This window comes from Microbacterium sp. gxy059 (genome assembly GCF_050958665.1).
In the GTDB taxonomy this organism is placed as follows: Bacteria; Actinomycetota; Actinomycetes; order Actinomycetales; family Microbacteriaceae; genus Microbacterium.
On sequence record NZ_JAMXWT010000002.1, the window covers coordinates 68,599 to 90,492 of the forward strand.

Annotated in this window: 20 protein-coding genes; 13 read left to right on the forward strand and 7 right to left on the reverse strand. The window is 71.1% G+C overall.

Translation table 11 applies throughout. The annotated features are described in order from the left end of the window. Window positions 1-6: 6 nt before the first annotated feature. The 7 genes from whiA to NHL53_RS01855 all read left to right on the forward strand — a co-directional run bounded on the left by whiA (window position 7) and on the right by NHL53_RS01855 (window position 5,667). Window positions 7-987, forward strand: coding sequence for a DNA-binding protein WhiA (gene whiA, locus NHL53_RS01825; protein WP_433774567.1), 981 nt, complete (start codon window positions 7-9; stop codon window positions 985-987). Between the two features lie 187 nt (window positions 988-1,174). After that, window positions 1,175-1,801, forward strand: coding sequence for a superoxide dismutase (locus NHL53_RS01830; RefSeq protein ID WP_433774569.1), 627 nt, complete (start codon window positions 1,175-1,177; stop codon window positions 1,799-1,801). A 105-nt stretch (window positions 1,802-1,906) separates the two neighbouring features. Beyond that, window positions 1,907-2,914 carry a type I glyceraldehyde-3-phosphate dehydrogenase gene (gene gap / locus NHL53_RS01835; RefSeq protein ID WP_433774571.1) on the forward strand — a complete coding sequence of 336 codons (1,008 nt, stop codon included), beginning with the start codon at window positions 1,907-1,909 and terminating at the stop codon, window positions 2,912-2,914. Window positions 2,915-2,993: 79 nt separating this feature from the next. Continuing rightward, window positions 2,994-4,208, forward strand: a complete 1,215-nt coding sequence (locus tag NHL53_RS01840) for a phosphoglycerate kinase (protein ID WP_433774573.1) — start codon at window positions 2,994-2,996, stop codon at window positions 4,206-4,208. Further along, window positions 4,199-4,987, forward strand: coding sequence for a triose-phosphate isomerase (tpiA, locus tag NHL53_RS01845; protein ID WP_433774575.1), 789 nt, complete (start codon window positions 4,199-4,201; stop codon window positions 4,985-4,987). The genes NHL53_RS01840 and tpiA overlap by 10 nt, the downstream gene beginning before the upstream one ends. 75 nt (window positions 4,988-5,062) lie before the next feature. Beyond that, window positions 5,063-5,311, forward strand: coding sequence for a preprotein translocase subunit SecG (gene secG, locus NHL53_RS01850; protein ID WP_433774577.1), 249 nt, complete (start codon window positions 5,063-5,065; stop codon window positions 5,309-5,311). Continuing rightward, entirely contained in the window at window positions 5,311-5,667 is a 357-nt protein-coding gene (locus NHL53_RS01855; protein ID WP_433774579.1) for an RNA polymerase-binding protein RbpA, read from the forward strand. The genes secG and NHL53_RS01855 overlap by 1 nt, the downstream gene beginning before the upstream one ends. 73 nt (window positions 5,668-5,740) lie before the next feature. Here the strand turns inward: NHL53_RS01855 and pgl are convergent, their stop codons facing one another. The 6 genes from pgl to tkt are packed head-to-tail and all read right to left on the reverse strand — an operon-like array spanning window position 5,741 to window position 13,756. Next, a complete protein-coding gene (pgl, locus tag NHL53_RS01860; RefSeq protein ID WP_433774581.1) occupies window positions 5,741-6,475 on the reverse strand; it encodes a 6-phosphogluconolactonase in 735 nt (244 codons plus the stop codon). Continuing rightward, window positions 6,472-7,428 carry a glucose-6-phosphate dehydrogenase assembly protein OpcA gene (locus NHL53_RS01865; RefSeq protein ID WP_433774583.1) on the reverse strand — a complete coding sequence of 319 codons (957 nt, stop codon included), beginning with the start codon at window positions 7,426-7,428 and terminating at the stop codon, window positions 6,472-6,474. The genes pgl and NHL53_RS01865 overlap by 4 nt, the downstream gene beginning before the upstream one ends. Next, window positions 7,425-8,966, reverse strand: a complete 1,542-nt coding sequence (gene zwf / locus NHL53_RS01870; RefSeq protein WP_433774585.1) for a glucose-6-phosphate dehydrogenase — start codon at window positions 8,964-8,966, stop codon at window positions 7,425-7,427. The genes NHL53_RS01865 and zwf overlap by 4 nt, the downstream gene beginning before the upstream one ends. Window positions 8,967-8,973: 7 nt before the next feature. Next, complete coding sequence (locus NHL53_RS01875; protein WP_433774587.1) at window positions 8,974-10,572, reverse strand: glucose-6-phosphate isomerase; 1,599 nt, start codon at window positions 10,570-10,572, stop codon at window positions 8,974-8,976. Continuing rightward, window positions 10,569-11,675 carry a transaldolase gene (tal, locus tag NHL53_RS01880; RefSeq protein WP_433774589.1) on the reverse strand — a complete coding sequence of 369 codons (1,107 nt, stop codon included), beginning with the start codon at window positions 11,673-11,675 and terminating at the stop codon, window positions 10,569-10,571. Before tal ends, NHL53_RS01875 begins: the two co-directional genes overlap by 4 nt. Beyond that, the gene (tkt, locus tag NHL53_RS01885; protein WP_433774591.1) at window positions 11,672-13,756 is read right to left on the reverse strand and encodes a transketolase; all 2,085 of its coding nucleotides are present in this window, start codon (window positions 13,754-13,756) and stop codon (window positions 11,672-11,674) included. The genes tal and tkt overlap by 4 nt, the downstream gene beginning before the upstream one ends. Window positions 13,757-14,022: 266 nt before the next feature. On the opposite strand from tkt, the gene NHL53_RS01890 reads away from it, so the two are divergent. From NHL53_RS01890 to NHL53_RS01900, 3 genes are read left to right on the forward strand one after another with little or no spacing between them, the layout of a single operon-like run. Beyond that, window positions 14,023-14,958: a heme o synthase gene (locus tag NHL53_RS01890; RefSeq protein ID WP_433774973.1), complete on the forward strand. Its 936-nt coding sequence runs from the start codon at window positions 14,023-14,025 to the stop codon at window positions 14,956-14,958. Between the two features lie 49 nt (window positions 14,959-15,007). After that, on the forward strand, window positions 15,008-16,486 hold the full coding sequence (locus tag NHL53_RS01895) for an MFS transporter (protein ID WP_433774593.1): 1,479 nt from the start codon (window positions 15,008-15,010) through the stop codon (window positions 16,484-16,486). Next, window positions 16,483-17,649, forward strand: coding sequence for a hypothetical protein (locus NHL53_RS01900; RefSeq protein ID WP_433774594.1), 1,167 nt, complete (start codon window positions 16,483-16,485; stop codon window positions 17,647-17,649). The genes NHL53_RS01895 and NHL53_RS01900 overlap by 4 nt, the downstream gene beginning before the upstream one ends. Window positions 17,650-17,658: 9 nt before the next feature. On the opposite strand, the gene NHL53_RS01905 is transcribed toward NHL53_RS01900, so the two are convergent. Next, window positions 17,659-18,717: a COX15/CtaA family protein gene (locus NHL53_RS01905; protein WP_433774596.1), complete on the reverse strand. Its 1,059-nt coding sequence runs from the start codon at window positions 18,715-18,717 to the stop codon at window positions 17,659-17,661. 227 nt (window positions 18,718-18,944) lie between these two features. On the opposite strand from NHL53_RS01905, the gene sufB reads away from it, so the two are divergent. The 3 genes from sufB to NHL53_RS01920 are packed head-to-tail and all read left to right on the forward strand — an operon-like array spanning window position 18,945 to window position 21,894. Next, window positions 18,945-20,363: a Fe-S cluster assembly protein SufB gene (sufB, locus tag NHL53_RS01910; RefSeq protein ID WP_433774598.1), complete on the forward strand. Its 1,419-nt coding sequence runs from the start codon at window positions 18,945-18,947 to the stop codon at window positions 20,361-20,363. Window positions 20,364-20,365: 2 nt separating this feature from the next. After that, complete coding sequence (sufD, locus tag NHL53_RS01915; RefSeq protein WP_433774600.1) at window positions 20,366-21,571, forward strand: Fe-S cluster assembly protein SufD; 1,206 nt, start codon at window positions 20,366-20,368, stop codon at window positions 21,569-21,571. Further along, window positions 21,568-21,894, forward strand: a complete 327-nt coding sequence (locus NHL53_RS01920; protein WP_433774602.1) for a non-heme iron oxygenase ferredoxin subunit — start codon at window positions 21,568-21,570, stop codon at window positions 21,892-21,894. The genes sufD and NHL53_RS01920 overlap by 4 nt, the downstream gene beginning before the upstream one ends.

Sequence of the window (21,894 nt, forward strand, 5' to 3'; positions counted from 1 at the left end):
AGATCCGTGGCTCTGACTGCCGATGTGAAGGCCGAGCTGATCGCCGTCCGGGACCCGCGCCCGACGGTGCGCGTGGCCGAGACGACCGCCCTTCTGCGCTTCGCGGGCGGCCTGCACTCGATCGCCGGACGCGTCGCCGTGGAGGCCGAGGTCGACGACCGCCGGCTCGCGCTGCGGACCGCCCGCGACATCGCCGAGATCTACGGGGTGCGCCCCGAGCTCGCCCACATCCAGGCGTCCGGCGCTCGCGAGGGCGAGCGCTTCGCCGTGCGCGTCGTCAACGGGGGCGAGACCCTCGCCAGGCAGACCGGCCTCCTCGACATGCGCCGCCGTCCCGTGCGCGGCCTGCCGAACCGCCTCACGACGGGCAACCGCGACGACCTCGCGGCCGTCTGGCGCGGCGCATTCCTCGCGACCGGATCGCTGTCGGAGCCGGGACGATCGGCGTCGCTCGAGGTGTCCTGCCCGTCGGGCGAGGCCGGCATGGCTCTCGTCGGCGCCGCGGGCCGCATCGGCATCTCCGCGAAGTCGCGCGAGGTGCGAGGCGTGCCCCGCGTCGTCATCCGCGACGCCGAGGACATCCGCGCGATGCTCGTCGCGATGGGCGCCGAGAAGGCCGCGGGCGAGTGGGACCAGATGCGTCAGCGCCGCGAGGTGCGCGCGGGCGTCAACCGCCTCGTCAACTTCGACGACGCCAACCTCCGACGCTCCGCCCAGGCGGCGGTCGCCGCGTGCGCTCGGGTCGAGCGCGCGCTCGAGATCCTCGGCGAGGACGTGCCCGACCACCTCAAGGAAGCCGGACAGCTGCGCCTCGCGCACCGCGACGCGAGCCTCGACGAGCTCGGACACCACGCGGACCCCCCGCTGACGAAGGACGCCGTCGCCGGGCGGATCCGCCGTCTGCTGGCCATGGCGGACAAGCGCGCCGTCGCCGAGGGCGTGCCCGGCACCGAATCGGCGGTGCCCGCCGCGAGCGAGAGCGTCTGACGCGCCCGGGAAGACCCCGCACGGATCCGTCCGCTGCGGGGTCTTCCCGCGTTCTGCGCGCTCGCGCGAGCGGACGCGAGATGCAACAATCGGGTTCCGCGGCGCGCACGCGTCACTAGGATGAGGAATGTCCCCTCGGCGCGCGTTCTGCGCGTCGAGAATCCCCTGAGGAAAGAGAAGGCGACCGATGGCTCAGTACACGCTTCCTGAACTCACCTACGACTACGCGGCTCTCGAGCCGCACATCAGCGCGCAGATCATGGAGCTTCACCACTCGAAGCACCACGCTACGTACGTCGCAGGCGCCAACACCGCGCTCGAGAAGATGGCGGAGGCCCGCGAGAAGGGCGACTTCGCGAACATCAACAAGCTCGAGAAGGACCTCGCGTTCAACCTGGGCGGTCACACCAACCACTCGATCTTCTGGACGAACCTGACCCCCGAGGGCCAGGAGCGCCCGGAGGGCGAGATCGCCGCGGCCATCGACGACCACTTCGGGTCGTTCGAGGGCTTCCAGGGCCAGTTCACCGCCGCCGCGCTGGGCATCCAGGGCTCCGGCTGGGCCGGCGTGTTCTGGGACTCGATCGGCGAGAACCTGGTCATCCAGCAGTTCTTCGACCAGCAGTCGCAGTTCGCCGCCGGCACCGTCCCCGTGCTCCTCCTCGACATGTGGGAGCACGCGTTCTATCTCGACTACAAGAACGTCAAGGGCGACTACGTCAAGGCGTTCTGGAACATCGTGAACTGGGACAACGTGAAGGAGCGCTTCGACACGGCCCGGGAGAAGACCTCCGGGCTCCTCGTCGCGAAGTGACCTCCGGACGAGGCGCGGGAGTGCGGATCCCGCGCCTCGTCCCCTTTCCCCACGCTTTCATCTGAAAACCGCCCCTCCCGGGGCACCTACACGAGGAGACACACAGTGTCCGCACGGATCGGTATCAACGGCTTCGGCCGCATCGGACGCAACTTCATTCGCTCGGCCATCCAGCAGGGAGCCGACTTCGAGGTCGTGGCGGTGAACGACCTCACCGACAACAAGACGCTCGCGCACCTGCTGAAGTACGACTCGATCCTCGGCCGCCTCGAGCAGGAGGTCACGTACGACGACGAGGCGATCTACGTCGACGGCAAGAAGATCATCGCGCTCGAGGAGCGCGACCCCGCGAAGCTCCCCTGGGGCGAGCTGGGCGTCGACATCGTCATCGAGTCGACCGGGCGCTTCACGCACTCCGACAAGGCGAAGGCCCACCTCGAGGCCGGCGCGAAGAAGGTCATCATCTCGGCGCCCGCGAAGGGCGACGTCGCGACCTTCGTCCTCGGCGTGAACGACGACCAGTACGACGCCGAGACGCAGCACATCATCTCGAACGCGTCGTGCACCACGAACTGCCTCGCGCCGCTCGCCAAGGTCTTCAACGACGAGTTCGGCATCGAGCGCGGCCTCATGACGACGGTCCACGCCTACACGGCCGACCAGAACCTGCAGGACGGCCCCCACAGCGACCTCCGTCGCGCCCGCGGCGCCGCGCAGTCGATCATCCCGACCTCGACGGGCGCCGCCGCGGCCATCGGCCTCGTGCTCCCCGAGCTCAAGGGCAAGCTCGACGGCTTCGCGCTCCGCGTGCCCGTCCCCACCGGCTCGATCACCGACCTCACCCTCGAGGCCGGCAGCGACGTGACGGTCGACGAGATCAAGGCCGCCTACAAGAAGGCCGCCTCGGAGGGCCCGCTCAAGGGCATCCTCAAGTACACCGAGGACGAGATCGTCTCGGCCGACATCGTGACCGACCCGCACTCGTCGATCTTCGACGCGGGCCTCATCCGCGTGATCGGCCGCACCGTGAAGATCTCCTCCTGGTACGACAACGAGTGGGGCTACTCGTCGCGTCTCGTGAACCTCGCGCAGCTCGTCGCCGGCAAGCTCTGATCCGACGGACACCCTGATCCCGGGCGCCCGTCCGCATGCTGCCGCGTGCGGGCGGGCGTCCGCTGTATCGTGAGGAATGATGACTCTCCGCACTCTCGAATCCCTGGGCGACCTCGCTGGCAAGCGCGTGTTCGTCCGCTGCGACTTCAACGTGCCGCTCTCGGACGGCGCGATCACGGATGACGGCCGCGTGCGCGCCGCCCTCCCGACCCTCACCGCTCTCCTCGACGCCGGCGCGAAGGTGATCACCTCGTCGCACCTCGGCCGTCCGAAGGGCGAGCCCGACCCGCAGTTCTCGCTCGCGCCCGTCGCGACCCGCCTGTCCGAGCTGCTCGACCGTCCCGTCGCGTTCGCGACGGACACCGTCGGCTCCTCGGCGGCCGAGACCGTCGACGCGCTCGAGGACGGGCAGATCGCCGTCCTCGAGAACCTCCGCTTCAACGCGGGCGAGACCTCGAAGGACGCCGCGGAGCGCCGCGCGTTCGCCGAGCGGATCGCGGCGTTCGCCGACGCCATGGTCTCCGACGGCTTCGGCGTCGTGCACCGGAAGCAGGCGAGCGTCTACGAGCTCGCCGAGCTGCTTCCGAGTGCCGCCGGCTCCCTCGTCGCGCACGAGGTGGGCGTGCTGAACGGCCTGCTCGAGGCGCCCGAGAGCCCCTACACGGTGGTGCTCGGCGGCTCCAAGGTCAGCGACAAGCTCGGCGTCATCGACAGCCTGCTGCCGCGCGTCGACAAGCTCCTCATCGGCGGGGGGATGGTGTTCACCTTCCTCGCCGCCCAGGGGCACGCGATCGGCAAGAGCCTCGTCGAGGCCGACCAGCTCGACACCGCCCGCGCGTACATCGCGCGCGCCGCCGAGCGGGGCGTCGAGCTGATCCTCCCGACCGACATCGTCGTGGCGTCCGGCTTCTCCGCCGACGCCGAGCACGAGGTCGCCCCGGCCGACGCCTTCGAGGGGACCCGCTTCGGCGCCGACGGCATGGGCCTCGACATCGGCCCCGACTCGGCGCGCGCGTTCGCCGACGCGATCCGCGGATCCCGCACCGTGTTCTGGAACGGACCCATGGGCGTGTTCGAGTTCCCCGCCTTCGCCGACGGCACCCGAGCCGTCGCGCAGGCGCTCACCGAGGTCGACGGACTCAGCGTCGTCGGCGGCGGCGACTCCGCCGCGGCGGCCCGCACCCTCGGATTCGCCGACGACCGGTTCGGCCACGTGTCGACCGGCGGCGGCGCCAGCCTCGAGTTCCTCGAGGGCAAGAAGCTCCCCGGACTGGAGGTCCTCGGATGGCAGTGAGCCGCACCCCGCTCATCGCGGGAAACTGGAAGATGAACCTCGACCACCTGCAGGCGGTCGCCCTCGTGCAGAAGCTGCACTGGAGTCTCAAGGACGCCGACCACGACTTCGCGTCGGTCGACGTGACGGTGTTCCCGCCGTTCACCGACATCCGCAGCGTGCAGACGCTGATCGAGGCCGACAAGATCCCCTTCGGGTTCGGCGCTCAGGATCTCTCGGTGCACGACTCCGGCGCCTACACGGGCGAGGTCTCCGGCGCGTTCCTCGGCAAGCTGGGGTGCTCGCAGGTGATCATCGGGCACTCGGAGCGCCGCGAGTACCACGCCGAGGACGACGCGGTCGTCGCCGCGAAGACCCAGGCGGCCCTGAAGCACGGCCTCGTCCCCGTCATCTGCGTGGGGGAGACGAGCGAGGACCTCGAGAGGCACGGTGCGAGCGCCGTGCCCGTCGCCCAGCTCGAGAAGGCGCTCGAGGGCGTCGCCTCCGACGCGGAGATCGTCGTCGCGTACGAGCCGGTCTGGGCGATCGGATCGGGGCAGGCGGCCACGCCCGAGCAGGCCCAGGAGGTCTGCGCCAAGCTGCGCGACGTGATCCGCGCCTCGCTCGGAGACGACGCGGCGGCGTCGACGCGGGTCCTCTACGGCGGATCGGTGAAGTCGTCGAACATCGCCTCGTTCATGCGCGAGCCCGACATCGACGGCGCGCTCGTGGGCGGCGGGAGCCTGAAGGTCGACGAGTTCTCGTCGATCATCCGCTTCCAGAAGCACGTCGGGGTCTGACCCCTCCGGTCCGGCCCCCGTATACTGAATGATCGTGCGGCAATCGTCGCGCCGCACGAAGGAAAGGGCACACCCGTGCAGATTCTCGAGTTCATCCTGCAGGTCCTGCTCGGCCTCACGAGCCTGCTGCTGACGCTGTTCATCCTCATGCACAAGGGCCGCGGTGGCGGTCTCTCCGACATGTTCGGCGGCGGCATGGCGCAGGCGGTCAGCTCGTCCGGATCCGCAGAGCGCGTGCTCAACTACCTGACGATTTCGATCGCTCTCGTGTGGTTCCTGTCCATCGTCGGCCTGGGACTGATCACGAAGTTCCAGGTGCTCTGATGGCCGCGGGCGGCAGCGCCATCCGCGGAACGCGCATCGGGTCCGGCCCCATGGGGGAGCAGGACCACGGACACCACGCGGATCGCATCTCGATCAGCTACTGGGACGCGCAGGGCAACGAGGTGGTGCGTCAGTACTCCGCCGACCTGCCCGAGGAGGAGATCCCCGAGGTCGTCGACCACCCCCAGTCGGGTCTCCCCGCGGGGCGCGACCGGGAGAACCCTCCGGCCCCGCAGAAGACCGAGCCGTACAAGACCCACCTCGCGTACGTGAAGGAGCGTCGCTCGGACGACGAAGCCGAGGAGCTCCTCGACGACGCCCTCCGCAAGCTCCGCGAGAAGCGCGGCGAGGCATAGGACCGCCTCCCGACGCAGACGACGAAGGCCCCGTCCCACCCGAGAGGGGGACGGGGCCTTCGTCGTGCGCGGGTCAGGCCGAGGCCGCCTCGTCGACGAACAGGATCGTCTCGACGTCGCCGCGTGCTCCCGCGGCCGGGGCGTCGGAGAGCGGGGCTCCCGCCCGCACCTTCGCGACGGCATCTGCCTTGTCGGAGCCCGCGACCACGAGCCAGACGCGCGCGGAGCCGTTGATCACCGGCAGGGTGAACGTGATCCGCTCGGGAGGGGGTTTCGGCGACTCGCGCACCGGGAGGACGGTCGCGTCGTCGACGTGCACCTCGTCGCGTCCCGGGAACAGCGACGCGATGTGGGCGTCGGGTCCGACCCCCAGAAGGCACACGTCGAAGCGCGGAGCGACCGCGCCCTCGGGGGCGTGCTCGCGCAGCTCCTCGGCGTAGGCGCGGGCGGCGTCGTCGAGGGATCCCGCGCCCGCGGCCCTCGGCTCGTGGACGTTCGCGGCCGGGATGTCGATGGCGTCCCCCAGGGCGCGCCTGGCCTGCAGCGCGTTGCGCTCGTCGTCGTCCCGCGCCACGAAGCGCTCGTCGCTCCACCAGAGGTGCACGCGCGACCAGTCGACCGCGTCGCGGTCCGGGTGCGCGGCGACGGCCGCGAGCGAGCCGATGCCCATCGAGCCGCCCGTGAGCGACACGTGCGCGGTGCGATCGCCCTCGGAGGTCAGCGAGGAGAGCACCCAGAGCAGACGGCCGGCGACCTCGCGGGCGAGAGACGCCTTGTCGGGGCGGACGATCTCGTCGGGGCCCGTCACCGGGGCTCCTCCGCGCTCTCGTCCCGGTCGCCCCGCATGAGGGCGTTCCAGCCGTCCGTGATGACGCGCCCGTAGAGCACATCGGGATCGAGGCGGCGCAGCTCCTCCGCGAGGCACTCGCGCAGCGAGCGGCGGGGGAGGAGCAGATCGTGGTCGGGCTGACCCGGCTGGGTGAGCACGGCGTGCGTCGAGGTGCGCCGCTCGAGCAGGATGTCCCCGCTCTCGCGCGTGAGGCGCACGGACCGGATGCCGTGATCCCAGTCGGACGAGCGCTCGTAGCGCCACGTGACGCCGACGTCGAGCGTCATGCCCAGCCAGGCCGCCAGCAGCGCCGTGGACGGAGACGAGCTCGCCCCGCACACCTCCACCGAGGTGATCGGCTCGTAGGGGGGCTGATCCAGGACCGCGGCGAGCTGCTCGCGCCAGCGGGTCAGGCGCGTCCACGCGAGATCGGTGTCGCCGGGGCGGTACGTCTCGTCCAGGCGCTGCAGCCGGTCGGCGGCCTCGACGGTCGTCGACGAGTCGGTGATGCGGCGCTGCGCGATGCGGCCGAGCGGATCGAGGGCGGGGGCCCCGGGCGGCTCCTCCGGCCACCACACCACGACGGGAGCGTCGGGCAGCAGCAGGCCGGTCACGAGCGACTCGGGGTTGCTGCCGGCGGCGCCGTGCGCGCGCAGGATGATGACCTCGCTCGCGCCCGCGTCGCCCCCGACGCGGATCTGCGCGTCGAGACGGGGCGCGTCCTCCGGATGCGTGACGAGCACGATGACGCGCATCGGGTGCTCGCGCGACGCCGCGTTCGCGGCGTCGATCGCCTGCTCCGACGGACGGTTCTCGCTCTTGATGATCAGCGTCAGCACACGGCCGAGGGCGACGGCGCCGCCCTCCTCCCGCACGCTGACGAGCTCGCGCGCGACCCGGCTGACGGTGGTCTCGTTCAGGTCGATGATCACGGGCGCCTCCAGACGCGGCCGTCCTGGGCCAGGAGCGCGTCCGCGGAGCGCGGCCCCCAGGATCCGGGTTCGTACTGCTCGAGCGGCTCCTCGAGATCCGCCCAGTAGCGCTCGATGGGGTCGAGGATCCGCCAGGACAGCTCGACCTCCTCGTGACGCGGGAAGAGCGGAGGGTCGCCCAGGAGGACGTCCAGGATGAGGCGCTCGTAGGCCTCGGGGCTCGCCTCGGTGAACGCGTGGCCGTATCCGAAGTCCATCGTCACGTCGCGCACGTGGGTGCCGTTGCCCGGCACCTTCGAGCCGAAGCGGGTCGTCACGCCCTCGTCGGGCTGCACCCGGATCACGAGGGCGTTCTGCCCGAGCTCGCTGCTGCGCGAGAAGAGGTGCTCGGGGGCGCGCTTGAACACGACCGCGATCTCCGTCACGCGGCGACCGAGCCGCTTGCCTGTGCGCAGGTAGAATGGCACGCCCGCCCAGCGGCGGGTGTCGATGGCGAGCTTGACCGCCGCGTAGGTCTCGGTCTTCGACGCAGGGTCCATGCCGTCCTCGTCGAGGAACGCCGTGACCTGCTCGCCGCCCTGCCAGCCGCCCGCGTACTGTCCGCGCGCGGTCGCCGTCGAGAGATCGTCCGGCAGCCGCACGGCGGACAGCACCTTCTCCTTCTCGGCGCGCAGATCGGCCGCCGAGAGGCTGATCGGCTCCTCCATGGCGGTGAGTGCGAGCAGCTGCAGGAGGTGGTTCTGCATCACGTCGCGGGCCGCGCCCACGCCGTCGTAGTAGCCCGCGCGCCCGCCGACGCCGATGTCCTCGGCCATCGTGATCTGCACGTGGTCGACGTAGTTGCGGTTCCAGATCGGCTCGTAGAGCTCGTTGGCGAAGCGCAGCGCGAGGATGTTCTGCACCGTCTCCTTGCCCAGGTAGTGATCGATCCGGAAGATCGAGTCGCTGGGGAAGGCCGCCTCGAGCGAGTCGTTGAGGTGACGGGCGGACTCGAGGTCGTGCCCGAACGGCTTCTCGATGACGACGCGGCGCCACCGATCCTCGTTCTGCTCCTCGTCGACGAGCCCGGAGTCGAGCAGCTGCTTCGCGACCTGCGGGAACGCCTTCGGGGGGATCGAGAGGTAGAAGGCGTGGTTGCCCATCGTCCCCCGCTCCTCGTCGAGGGCGTCGACGGTCGCGCGCAGGCGCGCGAACGCGTCGGGGTCGTCGAAGGCGCCCTGCACGAAGCGGATGCCCTGTGCGAGCTGCTGCCACGTCTCCTCGCGGAACTCCGTGCGCGCGTGCTGCTTGACGGCGTCGTGCACGACCTGCGCGAAGTCCTCGTCGTCCCACTCGCGACGGGCGAAGCCCACGAGAGCGAATCCGGGCGGGAGGAGCCCGCGGTTGGCCAGGTCGTACACGGCCGGCATCAGCTTCTTGCGCGAGAGATCGCCGGTGACGCCGAAGATGACGAGCGCGCTGGGGCCGGCGATGCGACTGAGCCGGCGGTCGTCGGGATCGCGCAGCGGGTTCACGCCGCGCCCGATGGGAACTGTCATGCCTGCCTTACTGGGCTGCCTCGAAGAGCGAGAGGACCTCGGTCTGCGGGTCGGTCAGGGTGAGGGTCACGACCGGTCGGCCGTGCTCGGCGAGCACGGCGGCGTCTCCCGCCGCCTGGGCCTCGATCAGCTGGCCGAACGTGAACGGGCGACCGGGGATCTCCACATCGACGTCCGTGCGCTCGGTGATCTGCAGGAAGGCGCCCTGAGCGGGGCCGCCCTTGTGGTACTGACCGGTCGAGTGCAGGAACCGGGGCCCCCAGCCGAACGTCGTCGGGCGCCCGGAGTCGGCGGCGACCATCTCGCGCAACCCCGCGAGCTGCGGGAGCTGGAGACGGTCCACGTACGCCTGGATCGAGACGTATCCGTCCTCGGCGAGGCGCGCCCAGAGGGCGTCGAGCACGCCGGCGATTGTGCCGGACGCGGCGAGCTCCGCGTCGCTCACGCGCACCTCGACGCCGTTCTCGACGAACGCCGGGGCCTCGGGCTCGGGACGCGCGTCGAGAAGGCCGCGCGCGGCGGCCTTCGCCGACTCGACGTCGGGCTGATCGAACGGGTTGATGCCGAGCATGCGGCCCGCGATCGCGACGGCGTACTCCCACACGACGAGCTGGGCGCCGAGCGAGCCGCTGATGAGCAGCTCGCCCTCGTAGCGCCGGGCACTCTCGTGGGCGTCGTCGACGATCCGGCAGATCGCGAGGTCGGCCGGCGGGTTCTCCACCTCGGGCGAGACGGGCAGCAGCACGACGGGGAGGATCCCGGTCCCGAGCTTGCCCGTCGACTCGGCGATGAGCTGCTCGATCCAGTCGGGCAGGCCCACGATGTGCGTGCCGTCGGTCACGAGGCCGAGCTTGTCCTTGCGAGGAGACGTGCCGGCGATGGCGGCGGCGAGGACGAGCGCGGGGTTCTCCGGCGCGTCGACGGAGCACTGCAGCAGCGTGGCCTCCGCCTCGCGGAGGAGCTCGGCGATGTCGGCGCCCGCGAGGCCCGACGGCACGAGGCCGAAGGCGGTGAGGGCCGAGTACCGGCCGCCGACCTCGGGGTCGGCCGTGAAGACGCGGTAGCCCGCCTCGCGGGCCGACGCCTCGAGGGGCGACCCCGGGTCGGTGACGACGATGATCCGCTCGGCGGGGTCGATGCCGAGGTCGCGGAACGCGCTCTCGAACGCGCGACGCTGCGAGTCGGTCTCGACCGTGGATCCCGACTTCGACGACACGACGAGCGCCGTGCGCTCCAGGCCGCCGTCGAGCGCCGCGAGCACCTGCCCGGGGGCCGTCGAGTCGAGGATCGTCAGGTCGACGCCCGCGGTCTGGGTGATGACCTCGGGGGCGAGCGACGAGCCGCCCATGCCGGCGAGCACGAAGCGGTCGACGCCCTTCTCCGCGAGGGAGGCGCGCAGCGAGACGATCTCGTCGACGAGCGGACGCGACACCTCGACGGCGTTGACCCAGCCCAGCCGCTTCGAGGCCTCGTCCTCGGCGTCGGGGCCCCACAGGGTCGGGTCGCCGCCCGTGATGCCCGAGGCCACCAGGTCGGCCGACAGCTTCGGGAGCCACTGGTCGACGGCGCCCTTGAGCGCGCCGGAGGCGTGGATGGAGAAGGTCACTTCGCCGTCTCCAGCGCCTGGCGCACCGTCTCCTGCAGCTCGTGCCACGAGGCGATGAACTTCTCGACGCCCTCGTCCTCGAGCACCTGGGTCACGTCGGCGAAGTCGACGCCGACCGCGCCGAGGCCGTCGATGACGGCGTGCGCGTCGGCGTAGGCGCCCGTCACGGTGTCGCCCGTGACCTCGGCCTCGGCGAACGTCGCCTCGAGGGTCTTCTCGGGCATCGTGTTCACGACGCCGCGCGCGACGAGCTCGGTGACGTAGAGCGTCGCGGGCAGCGACGGGTCCTTGACGCCGGTCGACGCCCAGAGCGGACGCTGCGGGTTGGCGCCGGCGGCCGCGAGGGCGGTCGCGCGCTCCTGGGAGAAGGCGCTCTCGTAGAGCTCGAACGCGAGGCGGGCGTTCGCGACGCCGGCCTTCGACTTCAGCGCGAGCGCCTCGTCGGTGCCGAGCGCGGCCAGGCGCTTGTCGACCTCGCTGTCCACGCGGGACACGAAGAAGGAGGCGACCGAGTGGATCCCTGCGAGGTCGATGCCGGCCTCGCGCGCCTTCTCGAGGCCCGCGAGGTAGGCGTCGATGACCTCGGCGTACCGCTCGAGGCTGAAGATGAGGGTCACGTTCACGCTGATGCCGGCGCCGATGACCTCGGTGATGGCCGGCAGGCCGGCTTTCGTCGCGGGGATCTTGATGAGCGCGTTCTCGCGGTCGACGCGCGCCCAGAGGTCCTTCGCCTGCGCGACCGTCCCCTCGGTGTCGTGGGCGAGATCCGGGGAGACCTCGATCGACACGCGGCCATCGACGCCGTCCGTGGCGTCGTAGACGGGGCGGAAGATGTCGCAGGCGTCGCGGACGTCCTCGCTGGTGATCGCGAAGATCGCCTCGTCGGTCGACGCGCCCGCCGCGGCGAGCTCCGCCACGCGGGGCGCGTACGACTCGCCCTTCGAGAGGGCGCCGGCGAAGATCGTCGGGTTCGTCGTCACGCCCGTGACGCTGCGCGACGAGATGAGGTCGGCGAGGTTGCCGGACGCGATGCGCTCGCGGGAGAGGTCGTCGAGCCAGATGCTCACGCCCGCGGCCTGCAGCTGTGCGGTGGGGGAGGTCATGCGTTCTCCTTGAGGGTCTCGCGGGCGGCCTCGACGACCGCTTCCGTCGTGATTCCGAACTTCTCGAACAGGGTCTTGTAGTCGGCCGACGCGCCGAAGTGCTCGATCGACACCGAGCGTCCGGCGTCTCCGACGATGCCGCGCCAGGGCTGGGCCACGCCGGCCTCGACCGACACGCGCGCCTTCACCGACGAGGGCAGGACGCTCTCGCGGTACTCCTCGGACTGCTCCGCGAACCACTCCAGCGAGGGAGCGGACACGACGCGAGCGTTCACGCCCTCCGCCTTCAGCGCCTCGCGCGCCTCCACGGCGAGCTGCACCTCGGATCCGGTGCCGATGAGGATCACGTCGGGGGAGCCGTTCGGGGCCTCCGCGAGCACGTATGCGCCCTTGGCGACGAGCGACGCCGAGGCGAACTCCTCGCCCTCGCCGCGCGGGAACGTCGGCACGCCCTGGCGGGTCAGCGCGATCCCCGCGGGACCGCCGCGGCGCTTCAGGATCTCGAGCCACGCGGCCGCGGTCTCGTTGGCGTCGGCGGGGCGCACGACGGCGAGACCGGGGATGACGCGCAGCGCCGCGAGGTGCTCGACGGGCTGGTGGGTGGGGCCGTCCTCGCCGAGCGCGATCGAGTCGTGCGTCCACACGAAGATGCTGGGGATGCCCATCAGCGCGGCCAGGCGCACCGCGGGCCGCATGTAGTCGGCGAACTGCAGGAACGTGCCGCCGTAGGCGCGGGTCTTCCCGTGCAGGACGATGCCGTTGAGGATCGAGCCCATCGCGTGCTCGCGGATGCCGAAGTGCAGCACCCGGCCGTAGGGGTCGCCGGGGAACTTGGCGGTCGAGTGCTCGGCGCGGTTGAACGACGACGCGCCGTCGATCGTGGTGTTGTTGCTGCCCGCGAGGTCGGCCGAGCCGCCCCACAGCTCCGGCAGCTCCGCCGCGAGGGCGTTCAGGACCTTCCCGGACGCGGCGCGGGTGGCGACGCCGGTGCCCGCCTCGAAGACGGGGAGCGCGTCCTCGATGCCCTCGGGCAGCTCGCCGGCCTCGAGGCGGTCCCACAGCGCCTTGCGCTCCGGGTTCGCCTCGGCCCACGCGTCGAACCGCTCCTGCCAGGCGGCGTGCGCGGCCGCGCCGCGATCACGCAGCTCGCGGGTGTGCGCGATCACGTCGTCCGCGACGGCGAAGGACGCCTCGGGGTCGAACCCGAGCACCTTCTTCGTCGCGGCGAGCTCGTCGGCCCCGAGCGCGGAGCCGTGGATCCCGCCGGTGTTCTGCTTGCCGGGGGCCGGCCAGCCGATGACCGTCCTCAGCACGATGAGCGAGGGGCGGTCGGCGTCGGCCTTCGCGTCCTCGATCGCCCGGTGGAGCTCGGCGACGTCCTCGACGTACTCGCCCGTCTTCTTCCAGTCGACCTCGAGCACCTGCCAGCCGTAGGCCTCGTAGCGCTTCGCGACGTCCTCGGTGAAGGCGACGTCGGTGTCGTCCTCGATGGAGATCTGGTTCGCGTCGTAGAGGACGACGAGGTTGCCGAGCTTCTGGTGCCCCGCGAGCGAGGAGGCCTCGCTCGTGACGCCCTCCTGCAGGTCGCCGTCGCTGGCGATGACGTACACGAAGTGATCGAACGGGCTCTCGCCCGCGGGCGCGGACGGGTCGAACAGGCCGCGCTCGTAGCGCGCCGCGTACGCGAAGCCCACCGACGAGGCGAGCCCCTGGCCGAGGGGGCCGGTCGTGATCTCCACGCCGTCGGTCTCGCCGTACTCGGGGTGGCCCGGCGTCTTCGAGCCCCAGGTGCGCAGCGCCTCGAGGTCATCGAGCTCGAGGCCGAAGCCGCCGAGGTAGAGCTGCACGTACTGCGTCAGCGACGAGTGCCCGGCGGACAGGATGAATCGGTCGCGACCCGCCCAGTGCGTGTCGGCCGGGTCATGGTTCATGACGCGCTGGTAGAGCAGGTAGGCCGCGGGAGCCAGGCTCATGGCGGTGCCGGGATGGCCGTTGCCCACCTTCTCCACCGCGTCCGCCGCCAGCACGCGCGCCGTGTCCACAGCGCGCCGATCGATTTCGTCCCAACGCAGATCCGACACCGGGCCACCTTTCCTGGGGGATGGTCCCAGCCGCGTCCGAGGGATGCGCGCCTCGCGAGAGACGGTATTCCGGTGGTCGCGGCGGGCTTTACGCGCCCCAGCATAGTGCTCTCGCGGCTCGCCCCGGCGCGTCGATGACGGCCCGCGTCGCCGCCGGACGCCCCGCCTCCGGTCAGGCGGAGGGCACTAGACTGAACGAAAGCCTGATCAGAATCCAGCACTGGGAGGGAACGCCCGTGTCGACGAGCCGACCTGAAGCCGCTCACCTGCGCGCCGCCGACGAGACGGCCCCCGCGAAGCTCCCCCTCGGGCGGAAGATCCGCGCCTACGTGACGCTGACGAAGCCGCGCGTCATGGAGCTGCTGCTCGTCTCGACGGTCCCGGTGATGTTCCTCGCCGCCGACGGTCTGCCGAACCTCTGGCTCGTCGTCGTCGCCGTCGTCGGAGGCGCGATGAGCGCGGGGTCGGCGGCCGCGTTCAACATGTACCTCGACCGCGACATCGATGCGCACATGCGGCGGACGAAGAACCGCCCCATCGTCACGGGCGAGGTGACGCCGCGCGAGGCGCTGGTGTTCGCCTGGACGCTGGCGGTGCTCCAGGCGGTCTGGTTCCTCGCGTTCGCCAACGTGCTCACCGCGGTGCTCTCGTGCGTCGCGATCTTCTTCTACGCGTTCGTCTACACGGTGCTCCTCAAGCGCCACACCGAGCAGAACATCGTCTGGGGCGGCATCGCCGGGTGCTTCCCCGTGCTCATCGGCTGGGCGACGGTGCAGAACTCGCTCGACTGGCCCGCGTTCGTGCTGTTCGCGCTCGTCTTCCTCTGGACGCCCCCGCACTACTGGCCGCTGTCGATGAAGTACGCCGAGGACTACGACGAGACCGACGTGCCGATGCTCGGCGCCACGCGCTCGAGCGCCCAGGTGGGCCTCCAGATCGTGCTCTACGCGTGGGCGACGGCCGCCTGCTCTCTGCTGCTCATCCCCGTCGCGGACATGGGGCTCGTCTACACGGCGTCCGCGCTCGTGTTCGGCGGATGGTTCATCTACGAGTCGCACCGCATGTACAACATGTCGGTGCGCGCCGCCGCGGGCGTCGAGCGGGGATCCGAGGCGCGTCCGATGCGCGTGTTCCACGCGTCGATCACCTACCTGACGCTCGTCTTCCTCGCGGTCGCGGTCGACCCGCTGCTCCCGTTCTGACTCGGGCGCGCCGCGGGAGCCCGCCGGCGGACGGCTAGCCTGGTCGACGATGAGCAACGAGACCCCGCCGACGGACACGCGCAGCATCTCCCTCGACCACGCGGGCCGCTGGCGGGCCTTCTGGGTCTGCGCCTCGGTCGCGGCGCTGACGATCCTCGACATCTCGAAGGTGAACGTCGGCCTGGCCTCCATCGAGCAGGCGCTCGGCGGGGGATCCACGGAGCTGCAGCTCATCGTGTCCGGGTACATCCTCGCCTTCGGGCTCGTCCTCGTGCCGTTCGGCCGCATCGGGGACCAGCGCTCGCGGCGCGGCCTCATGATCGCGGGGCTCGTCGGCTTCACGCTGTCGAGCGCCCTCTGCGCGCTCGCGCCGAACGCCTGGGTGCTCGTCGGTGCGCGCTTCCTGCAGGGCATCTCCGCGGGCGTGCAGATGCCGCAGGTGATGGGCACGCTGCAGCAGGTCTTCACGGGGCGCGAGCGCGGCATGGCCTTCGGGCTGTTCGGCGCGACGATCGGCCTCGCCACGGCCTTCGGCCCGACCGTCGGGGGCCTCCTCATCGCCCTCGGCGGACCGGAGGACGGCTGGCGCTGGATCTTCTGGATGAACGTCCCCCTGTGCATCGCCGTCATCGTGTTCGCGCTCGTGACGCTGCCCGAGGTGCGGCGTCCGAGCGTCGAGCGGCTCTCTCTCGATCCCGTCGGGCTCGCGCTGTTCGGGATCGTCGTCGTGACGCTCCTCGTGCCCTTCCTGTTCACGACCGGCTCCCCGGACGACGAGCCGGCCCGCTGGTGGCTCCTCGTCCCGTGCGGGCTGTTCGCCATCGGGTTCGTCGCCTGGGAGCGGAGATACGCCGCGAGGGGGCGCGCGCCGCTCGTGCCGCTGAGGCTGTTCCGCGTCGCCTCGTGGCGCAACGGGACGATCATCCAGACCCTCTACTTCGCCGCGATGCCGAGCATCTTCCTGCTCACCGCCCTGTACCTGCAGAGCGGCCTCGGTCTGTCGGCCATGCACACCGGGATGGTGACGATCGGCTTCGCCCTGCTGAGCGCGCTGTCGTCCTGGTACAGCGGCCGGCTCGTCGCGCGATACGGGCGCGCGCTCGTGATCGTCGGCCTCCTCCTCGTCCTCGGGTGCATCGGCGCGCTCGTGATCGTCGGCCGGTTCGCGAGCGACGAGGCGACCCCCTGGATCATGGTGGCGGTGCTGACGGTCGGGGGCCTCGGCGGCGGCTGCGTGATCTCGCCGAACCAGACCCTCACCCTCGCGGAGATCCCGCCCTCGGAGGGCGGCCTCGCCGGCTCGGTGGGACAGCTCGGGCAGCGCGTCGGCAACGCGATCGGCGCGGCTATCGCGCTGTCGCTGTTCTACTCCACGGTGATCGGGCACGACGTCGAGACCGAGGGCAGCGCCGTCTATCACGACGCCTACGGCACCGGGCTGCTGTCCGCCGCGCTGTTCGTGACGGGGGCGGTCGCGATCGCGCTCGTCGACCAGCAGGGGCGGCGGCGCGCGCAGGCGGTCTCGTGACGCCGCCGCCCGTCGCGTCCTCGCGCCGCGGCCGCCGGCGCGCGGCCTGGCTGATCGGCGCTGTCGTCCTCGTCGTCGTCGCGGTCGCCGCCGCGGCGGTAGCCCTCGAGATCCAGCGGAGGGGCGCGCTCGAGCGCATCGCCGAGGCGTCCTCGACCCTCGAACGGGTCGCTGACCTCCGCGAGGACGCTCTCGACCGCTACGCGGCGGCGGATGCGGCGGCCGAGGAGAGCACGGAGACGGCCACCGCCGTGCTCGCGCACCTCCGCTCGCTCGTGCCCGACGAGGACCTCCCCGCGCTCGAGAGCGCCGAGCGGCTGCCGGAGGCCCGCGTCGCCGAGCGGATCCTCGACACGCTGCGCGCGGCGGAGCGCGCGGAGCCGCCCGCCTCGGAGACGGATTTCTCCGCGCTCCGCGAGGCCGCGGACGCGATCGAGGCCGAGGCGGCGGACGCGGAGGCGAGCCTCGCCGCCGTCGACGCCTCCTCCGGCGAGCTCGAGGAGTCGGCCGAGGCGATCGACGCCGCCGTCTCCTCGGTCTCGGACCGGCTCCCCGAGGAGGCGGACCGCGTCGAGGCCGAGAACATCTCTGCCGAGGCGCCCGCGCGCATCGCGCTGCAGAAGGCCGCCAGGGCGGCTGAGGCGGATCCGGGAGCCGCCGAGATCCGCGCCTACGTCCGGAGCGCGAGCGCGGTCAGGGAGTCGCAGGAGGCGGAGATGGCGGAGAAGGACCGCGGCGGACTGCTCGACGCGCGCCTCGAGGTCGAGGAGTTCGCGCGCTCGATCGTCGGAGATGTGCGCATCGACTTCGACTGGGCGCCGATCGTGAACGGCCTGGGCGAGGGGGAGTCCGCCGGCGGGTACACGACGTGGTGGTACGCGGACGGCGGCTACGCGACCATCGAGCTCTCCGACAGCGTCGCGGCCTTCTGGCCGGACGAGCGGTTCCGGGGTCTCGTCGCGCACGAGACGGGACACGCGGCGACGGCGCGGTGCCGCGAGGTGCTCGAGGCGGAGCCCTTCTCGGGCGACGTCGAGCTGCTCGCGACCGCGTGGGCGATCGGGAAGGGCTTCGACGACCCGTGGGGCAACGGCGTCGACTACTACTACGGAGGGGTGCCTCCGGAGCAGGCGGTCGTGGAGGCTGCCCTGGCCTGCGGCTGACGCGCGCGGTCAGCGAGCGGGGCGCTTGAGCGCGAGGACCAGCGCCGTGAAGGCGGCGGCCGACAGCGCCGCGAGCACCATGTGGATGCCCACGAGCAGCGGCGGGAGCGCCGCGTTGGCCTGCCAGACACCGACGCCGATCTGCACGACGAGCACCGCGAGCAGCGCCGTGGCCCATCCCCGGGTCGGCAGATCGAGGCGCCAGGCGGCGACGACGAGCACCGCGACGAGCGCGAAGAGCAGGTAGCCGGGCCACGAGTGGATGTGCGACAGGAGCGTCGCGTCGAACCCGGTGCGCACCACGTCGGCGTCTCCCGAGTGCGGGCCGTTGCCGGTCGTCAGCACGCCGAAGGCGATCGTGACGGCGAGCACGAGCGAGGTGACGTGCGTCGTGATCGCGTACCACCGCGGAACCGCGCGCTCGCGGGCGCCGGGCGCCGCGCCCATCCGCACGAGGAAGGCGGCCGTGACGCAGACGAGGACGAGCGACGACGCGTAGTGGAAGCCCACGATGAACGGGTTGAGGCCGGTGAGCACGGTGATGCCGCCCACGAAGCCCTGCGCGACGACGCCGACGAGCACGATCCAGGCCAGCACCGCGAGATCGGCGCGCTGCGAGACGGAGCGGATCGAGAGAACCGCGGCGACGATCGTCGCGAGGAGCAGGCCAGCGGAGGCGACGGGGAAGGCCGGCACGTCGAACGGCATCGCGACGACGAAGCCCGCGATGCCGACGAGGATCGCGGCCAGCGCGGACCAGAGCGAGCGGGAGACCGCGCGGCGGCCGCCGGCCAGGTGGAGCGTCAGGAGGAGCACGGCGAGGGCGAGGACGCCGACGACGCCCGTCATCGTCCGGTTGCCGAACTCGATGATGCCGTGGATGCCGAGCTCGGGCGTCGGCACGAGCGAGCCCGGCGTGCACAGGGGCCATTCCGAGCAGCCGAGACCCGATCCCGTGAGCCGCACCGCGCCGCCGGTTCCGATGATGATCGTCTCGGCGAGGAACGAGAGCCAGGCGAGGATCCGCAGCGTGCGCGAGGGGGCGGAGACGGGGGACGGCATGGTCATGGGAGCTCCTGGCGGCCCCGGGACGCGGTGTCCCGCAAACGGAGACACGCAGGGCGGAACCTGTAGAATCGGGGGTGTTGAGGATGCGAGCCGAGGGCTCGGAGCATCCGCGTACAGTCTAGGCGCGAAACCTGCGCCCGAAAGCAGGGTCCGAGAACACCGCCTCCGCTCCGAGGCGGCGGGGCAGATGACACTGCTCGTGACCCCCGAGGAGAGTGTGAGCCGTCATGTCTGAGGTACTGATCGATCGCCCCGAGCTCGAAGGTCTGGGGGTGTACGAGTTCGGCTGGCACGATTCCGACGTCGCCGGCGCCAGCGCGCAGCGCGGTCTCAGCGAGGCCGTCGTCCGCGACATCTCGCGCCTCAAGGCGGAGCCGGAATGGATGCTCAAGACCCGTCTGAAGGGGCTCGGCCTCTTCGAGAAGAAGCCCATGCCGACCTGGGGCGCCGACCTCAGCGACATCGACTTCGACAACATCAAGTACTTCGTCCGGTCGACGGAGAAGCAGGCCCAGTCGTGGGAGGACCTGCCTGAGGACATCAAGAACACGTACGAGCGCCTCGGCATCCCTCAGGCCGAGCGCGAGCGCCTCGTCGCGGGCGTCGCCGCCCAGTACGAGTCGGAGGTCGTGTACCACCAGATCCGCGAGGACCTGGAGAAGCAGGGCGTCATCTTCATGGACACCGACACGGCCCTGCGCGAGCACCCCGAGTTCTTCGAGGAGTACTTCGGCACGGTCATCCCGGCCGGCGACAACAAGTTCGCCGCGCTGAACACAGCGGTCTGGTCGGGCGGCTCCTTCGTCTACGTGCCGAAGGGCGTCCACGTCGAGATCCCGCTGCAGGCCTACTTCCGCATCAACACGGAGAACATGGGCCAGTTCGAGCGCACCCTCATCATCGCCGACGAGGGCAGCTACGTGCACTACATCGAGGGCTGCACCGCCCCGATCTACCAGAGCGACTCGCTGCACTCGGCCGTGGTCGAGATCATCGTCAAGAAGAACGCCCGCGTGCGCTACACGACGATCCAGAACTGGTCGACCAACGTCTACAACCTCGTCACGAAGCGCGCCATCGCGGAGGAGGGCGCGACCATGGAGTGGGTCGACGGCAACATCGGCTCCAAGGTGACGATGAAGTACCCGTCGATCTACCTGATGGGCGAGCACGCCAAGGGCGAGACCCTCTCGGTCGCGTTCGCGGGCCCCGGCCAGCACCAGGACGCCGGCGCGAAGATGATCCACATGGCGCCCTACACGCAGTCGTCGATCGTCTCGAAGTCGATCGCCCGCGGCGGAGGCCGCGCCGGATACCGCGGAGAGGTGCGCGTCGACGAGAAGGCTCACCACTCGGCCAACTCCGTCGTCTGCGACGCCCTGCTCGTCGACACCCAATCGCGCTCGGACACGTACCCCGCCATCGACATCCGCGTCGACGACGTCGTGCTCGGCCACGAGGCGACCGTGTCGAAGGTCAGCGAGGAGCAGCTCTTCTACCTCATGAGCCGCGGCCTCGAGGAGACCGAGGCGATGGCGATGATCGTGCGCGGCTTCATCGAGCCGATCGCGCGCGAGCTGCCCATGGAGTACGCGCTGGAACTGAACAAGCTCATCGAGATGGGCATGGAAGGGTCGGTCGGCTAGGAATGACGACGACGAACGCGCCTGTCGAGGCGCAGGAGAAGCCCGCACACGTCGACCCCGCCCGCGCGCTCTCGGACGGCGCCGTGGTGCCGATCCAGACCCGCTCGGAGCGTCCCCGCTCGTTCGAGCCCGCCGACTTCGGCGCGCCCACGGGGCGCGAGGTCAACTGGAAGCACACGCCGATCGACCGCCTGGCGCCGCTGTTCGAGCGCGCGGAGGCGAACGACGGGGTGGCGTACTCGTTCGCCTCGGGCGAGCGGTTCGCCGCCGCGCCTCTGGCCGCCGGCCAGGCGCCGCGCGGCGAGTTCTTCGTCCCCGAGGACGTCACGGCCGCCGTCGCCTGGCAGGGCGCGACCGAGGCGCTGCACATCCAGCTGCCGAAGGAGGCCGAGCTCGACGAGCCCGTCGTCCTGCGGATCGAGGGCCAGGGCGCGGACCGACGCGCCGACGCGCACATCGTGATCGAGGCGCTGCCGATGTCCAAGGGCACGGTCGTGCTGCAGCACACCGGCAGCGCGCAGTACGCGCAGAACGTCGAGATCATCGCCCGCGACGGATCCGACCTCACGGTGATCTCCGTGCAGCAGTGGGACGACGAGGCGATCCACGCCTCTGCGCACCAGGCGCGCGTCGACCGCGACGCGTCGCTGACCCACTTCGTCGTGACCTTCGGCGGCGGCGTCGTGCGCGTGAACCCGAACCTCGAGCTGTCCGGCCAGGGGTCGAACGGCGAGATGTTCGGCCTGTCGTACAGCGACTCGGGCCAGCACTTCGAGAGCCAGGTGTACCTCTTCCACAAGGGAGCGGAGACCACGGGCGACGTGCTGTACAAGGGCGCGCTGCAGGGCGAGAGCGCCCGCAGCGTCTGGATCGGCGATGTCCTCATCGGACCGGACGCCGTCGGCACCGATTCGTACGAGGCGAACCGCAACCTCGTGCTCACCAACGGCGCGCGCGCAGACTCGATCCCGAACCTCGAGATCCAGACGGGCGACATCAAGGGAGCCGGCCACGCGTCGGCGACCGGTCGCTTCGACGACGAGCAGCTGTTCTACCTGCAGGCCCGCGGCATCTCCGAGACCGAGGCGCGTCGTCTCGTCGTGCTCGGCTTCCTCGCCGAGATCCCGCAGAAGATCCAGGTGCCCGAGCTACAGGAGCGGCTCATCGCCGCCATCGAGCGCGAGATTGCCGAGGGAGTGTCGGCGTGACCGCGACGCGCGCCTGCGCGCTCAGCGACCTCGAGCAGGACAGCCCCCTGCGCGTGGTCATCGACGGCGTGCCGATCGCCGTCGTGCGTGATTCGAACGACGAGGTGCACGCCATCGGCGACACCTGCACGCACGGCGACATCTCGCTGTCCGAGGGCTTCGTCGAGGGCGACACGCTCGAGTGCTGGGCCCACGGCTCGGCGTTCTCGCTGCGCACCGGCAAGCCCCTGAACCTCCCCGCTTACGAGCCCGTCCCGGTCTATGCCGTCCAGATCGACGGCGACGACGTGCTCATCGATCCCCACCTGAAGAAGGAAGACTGA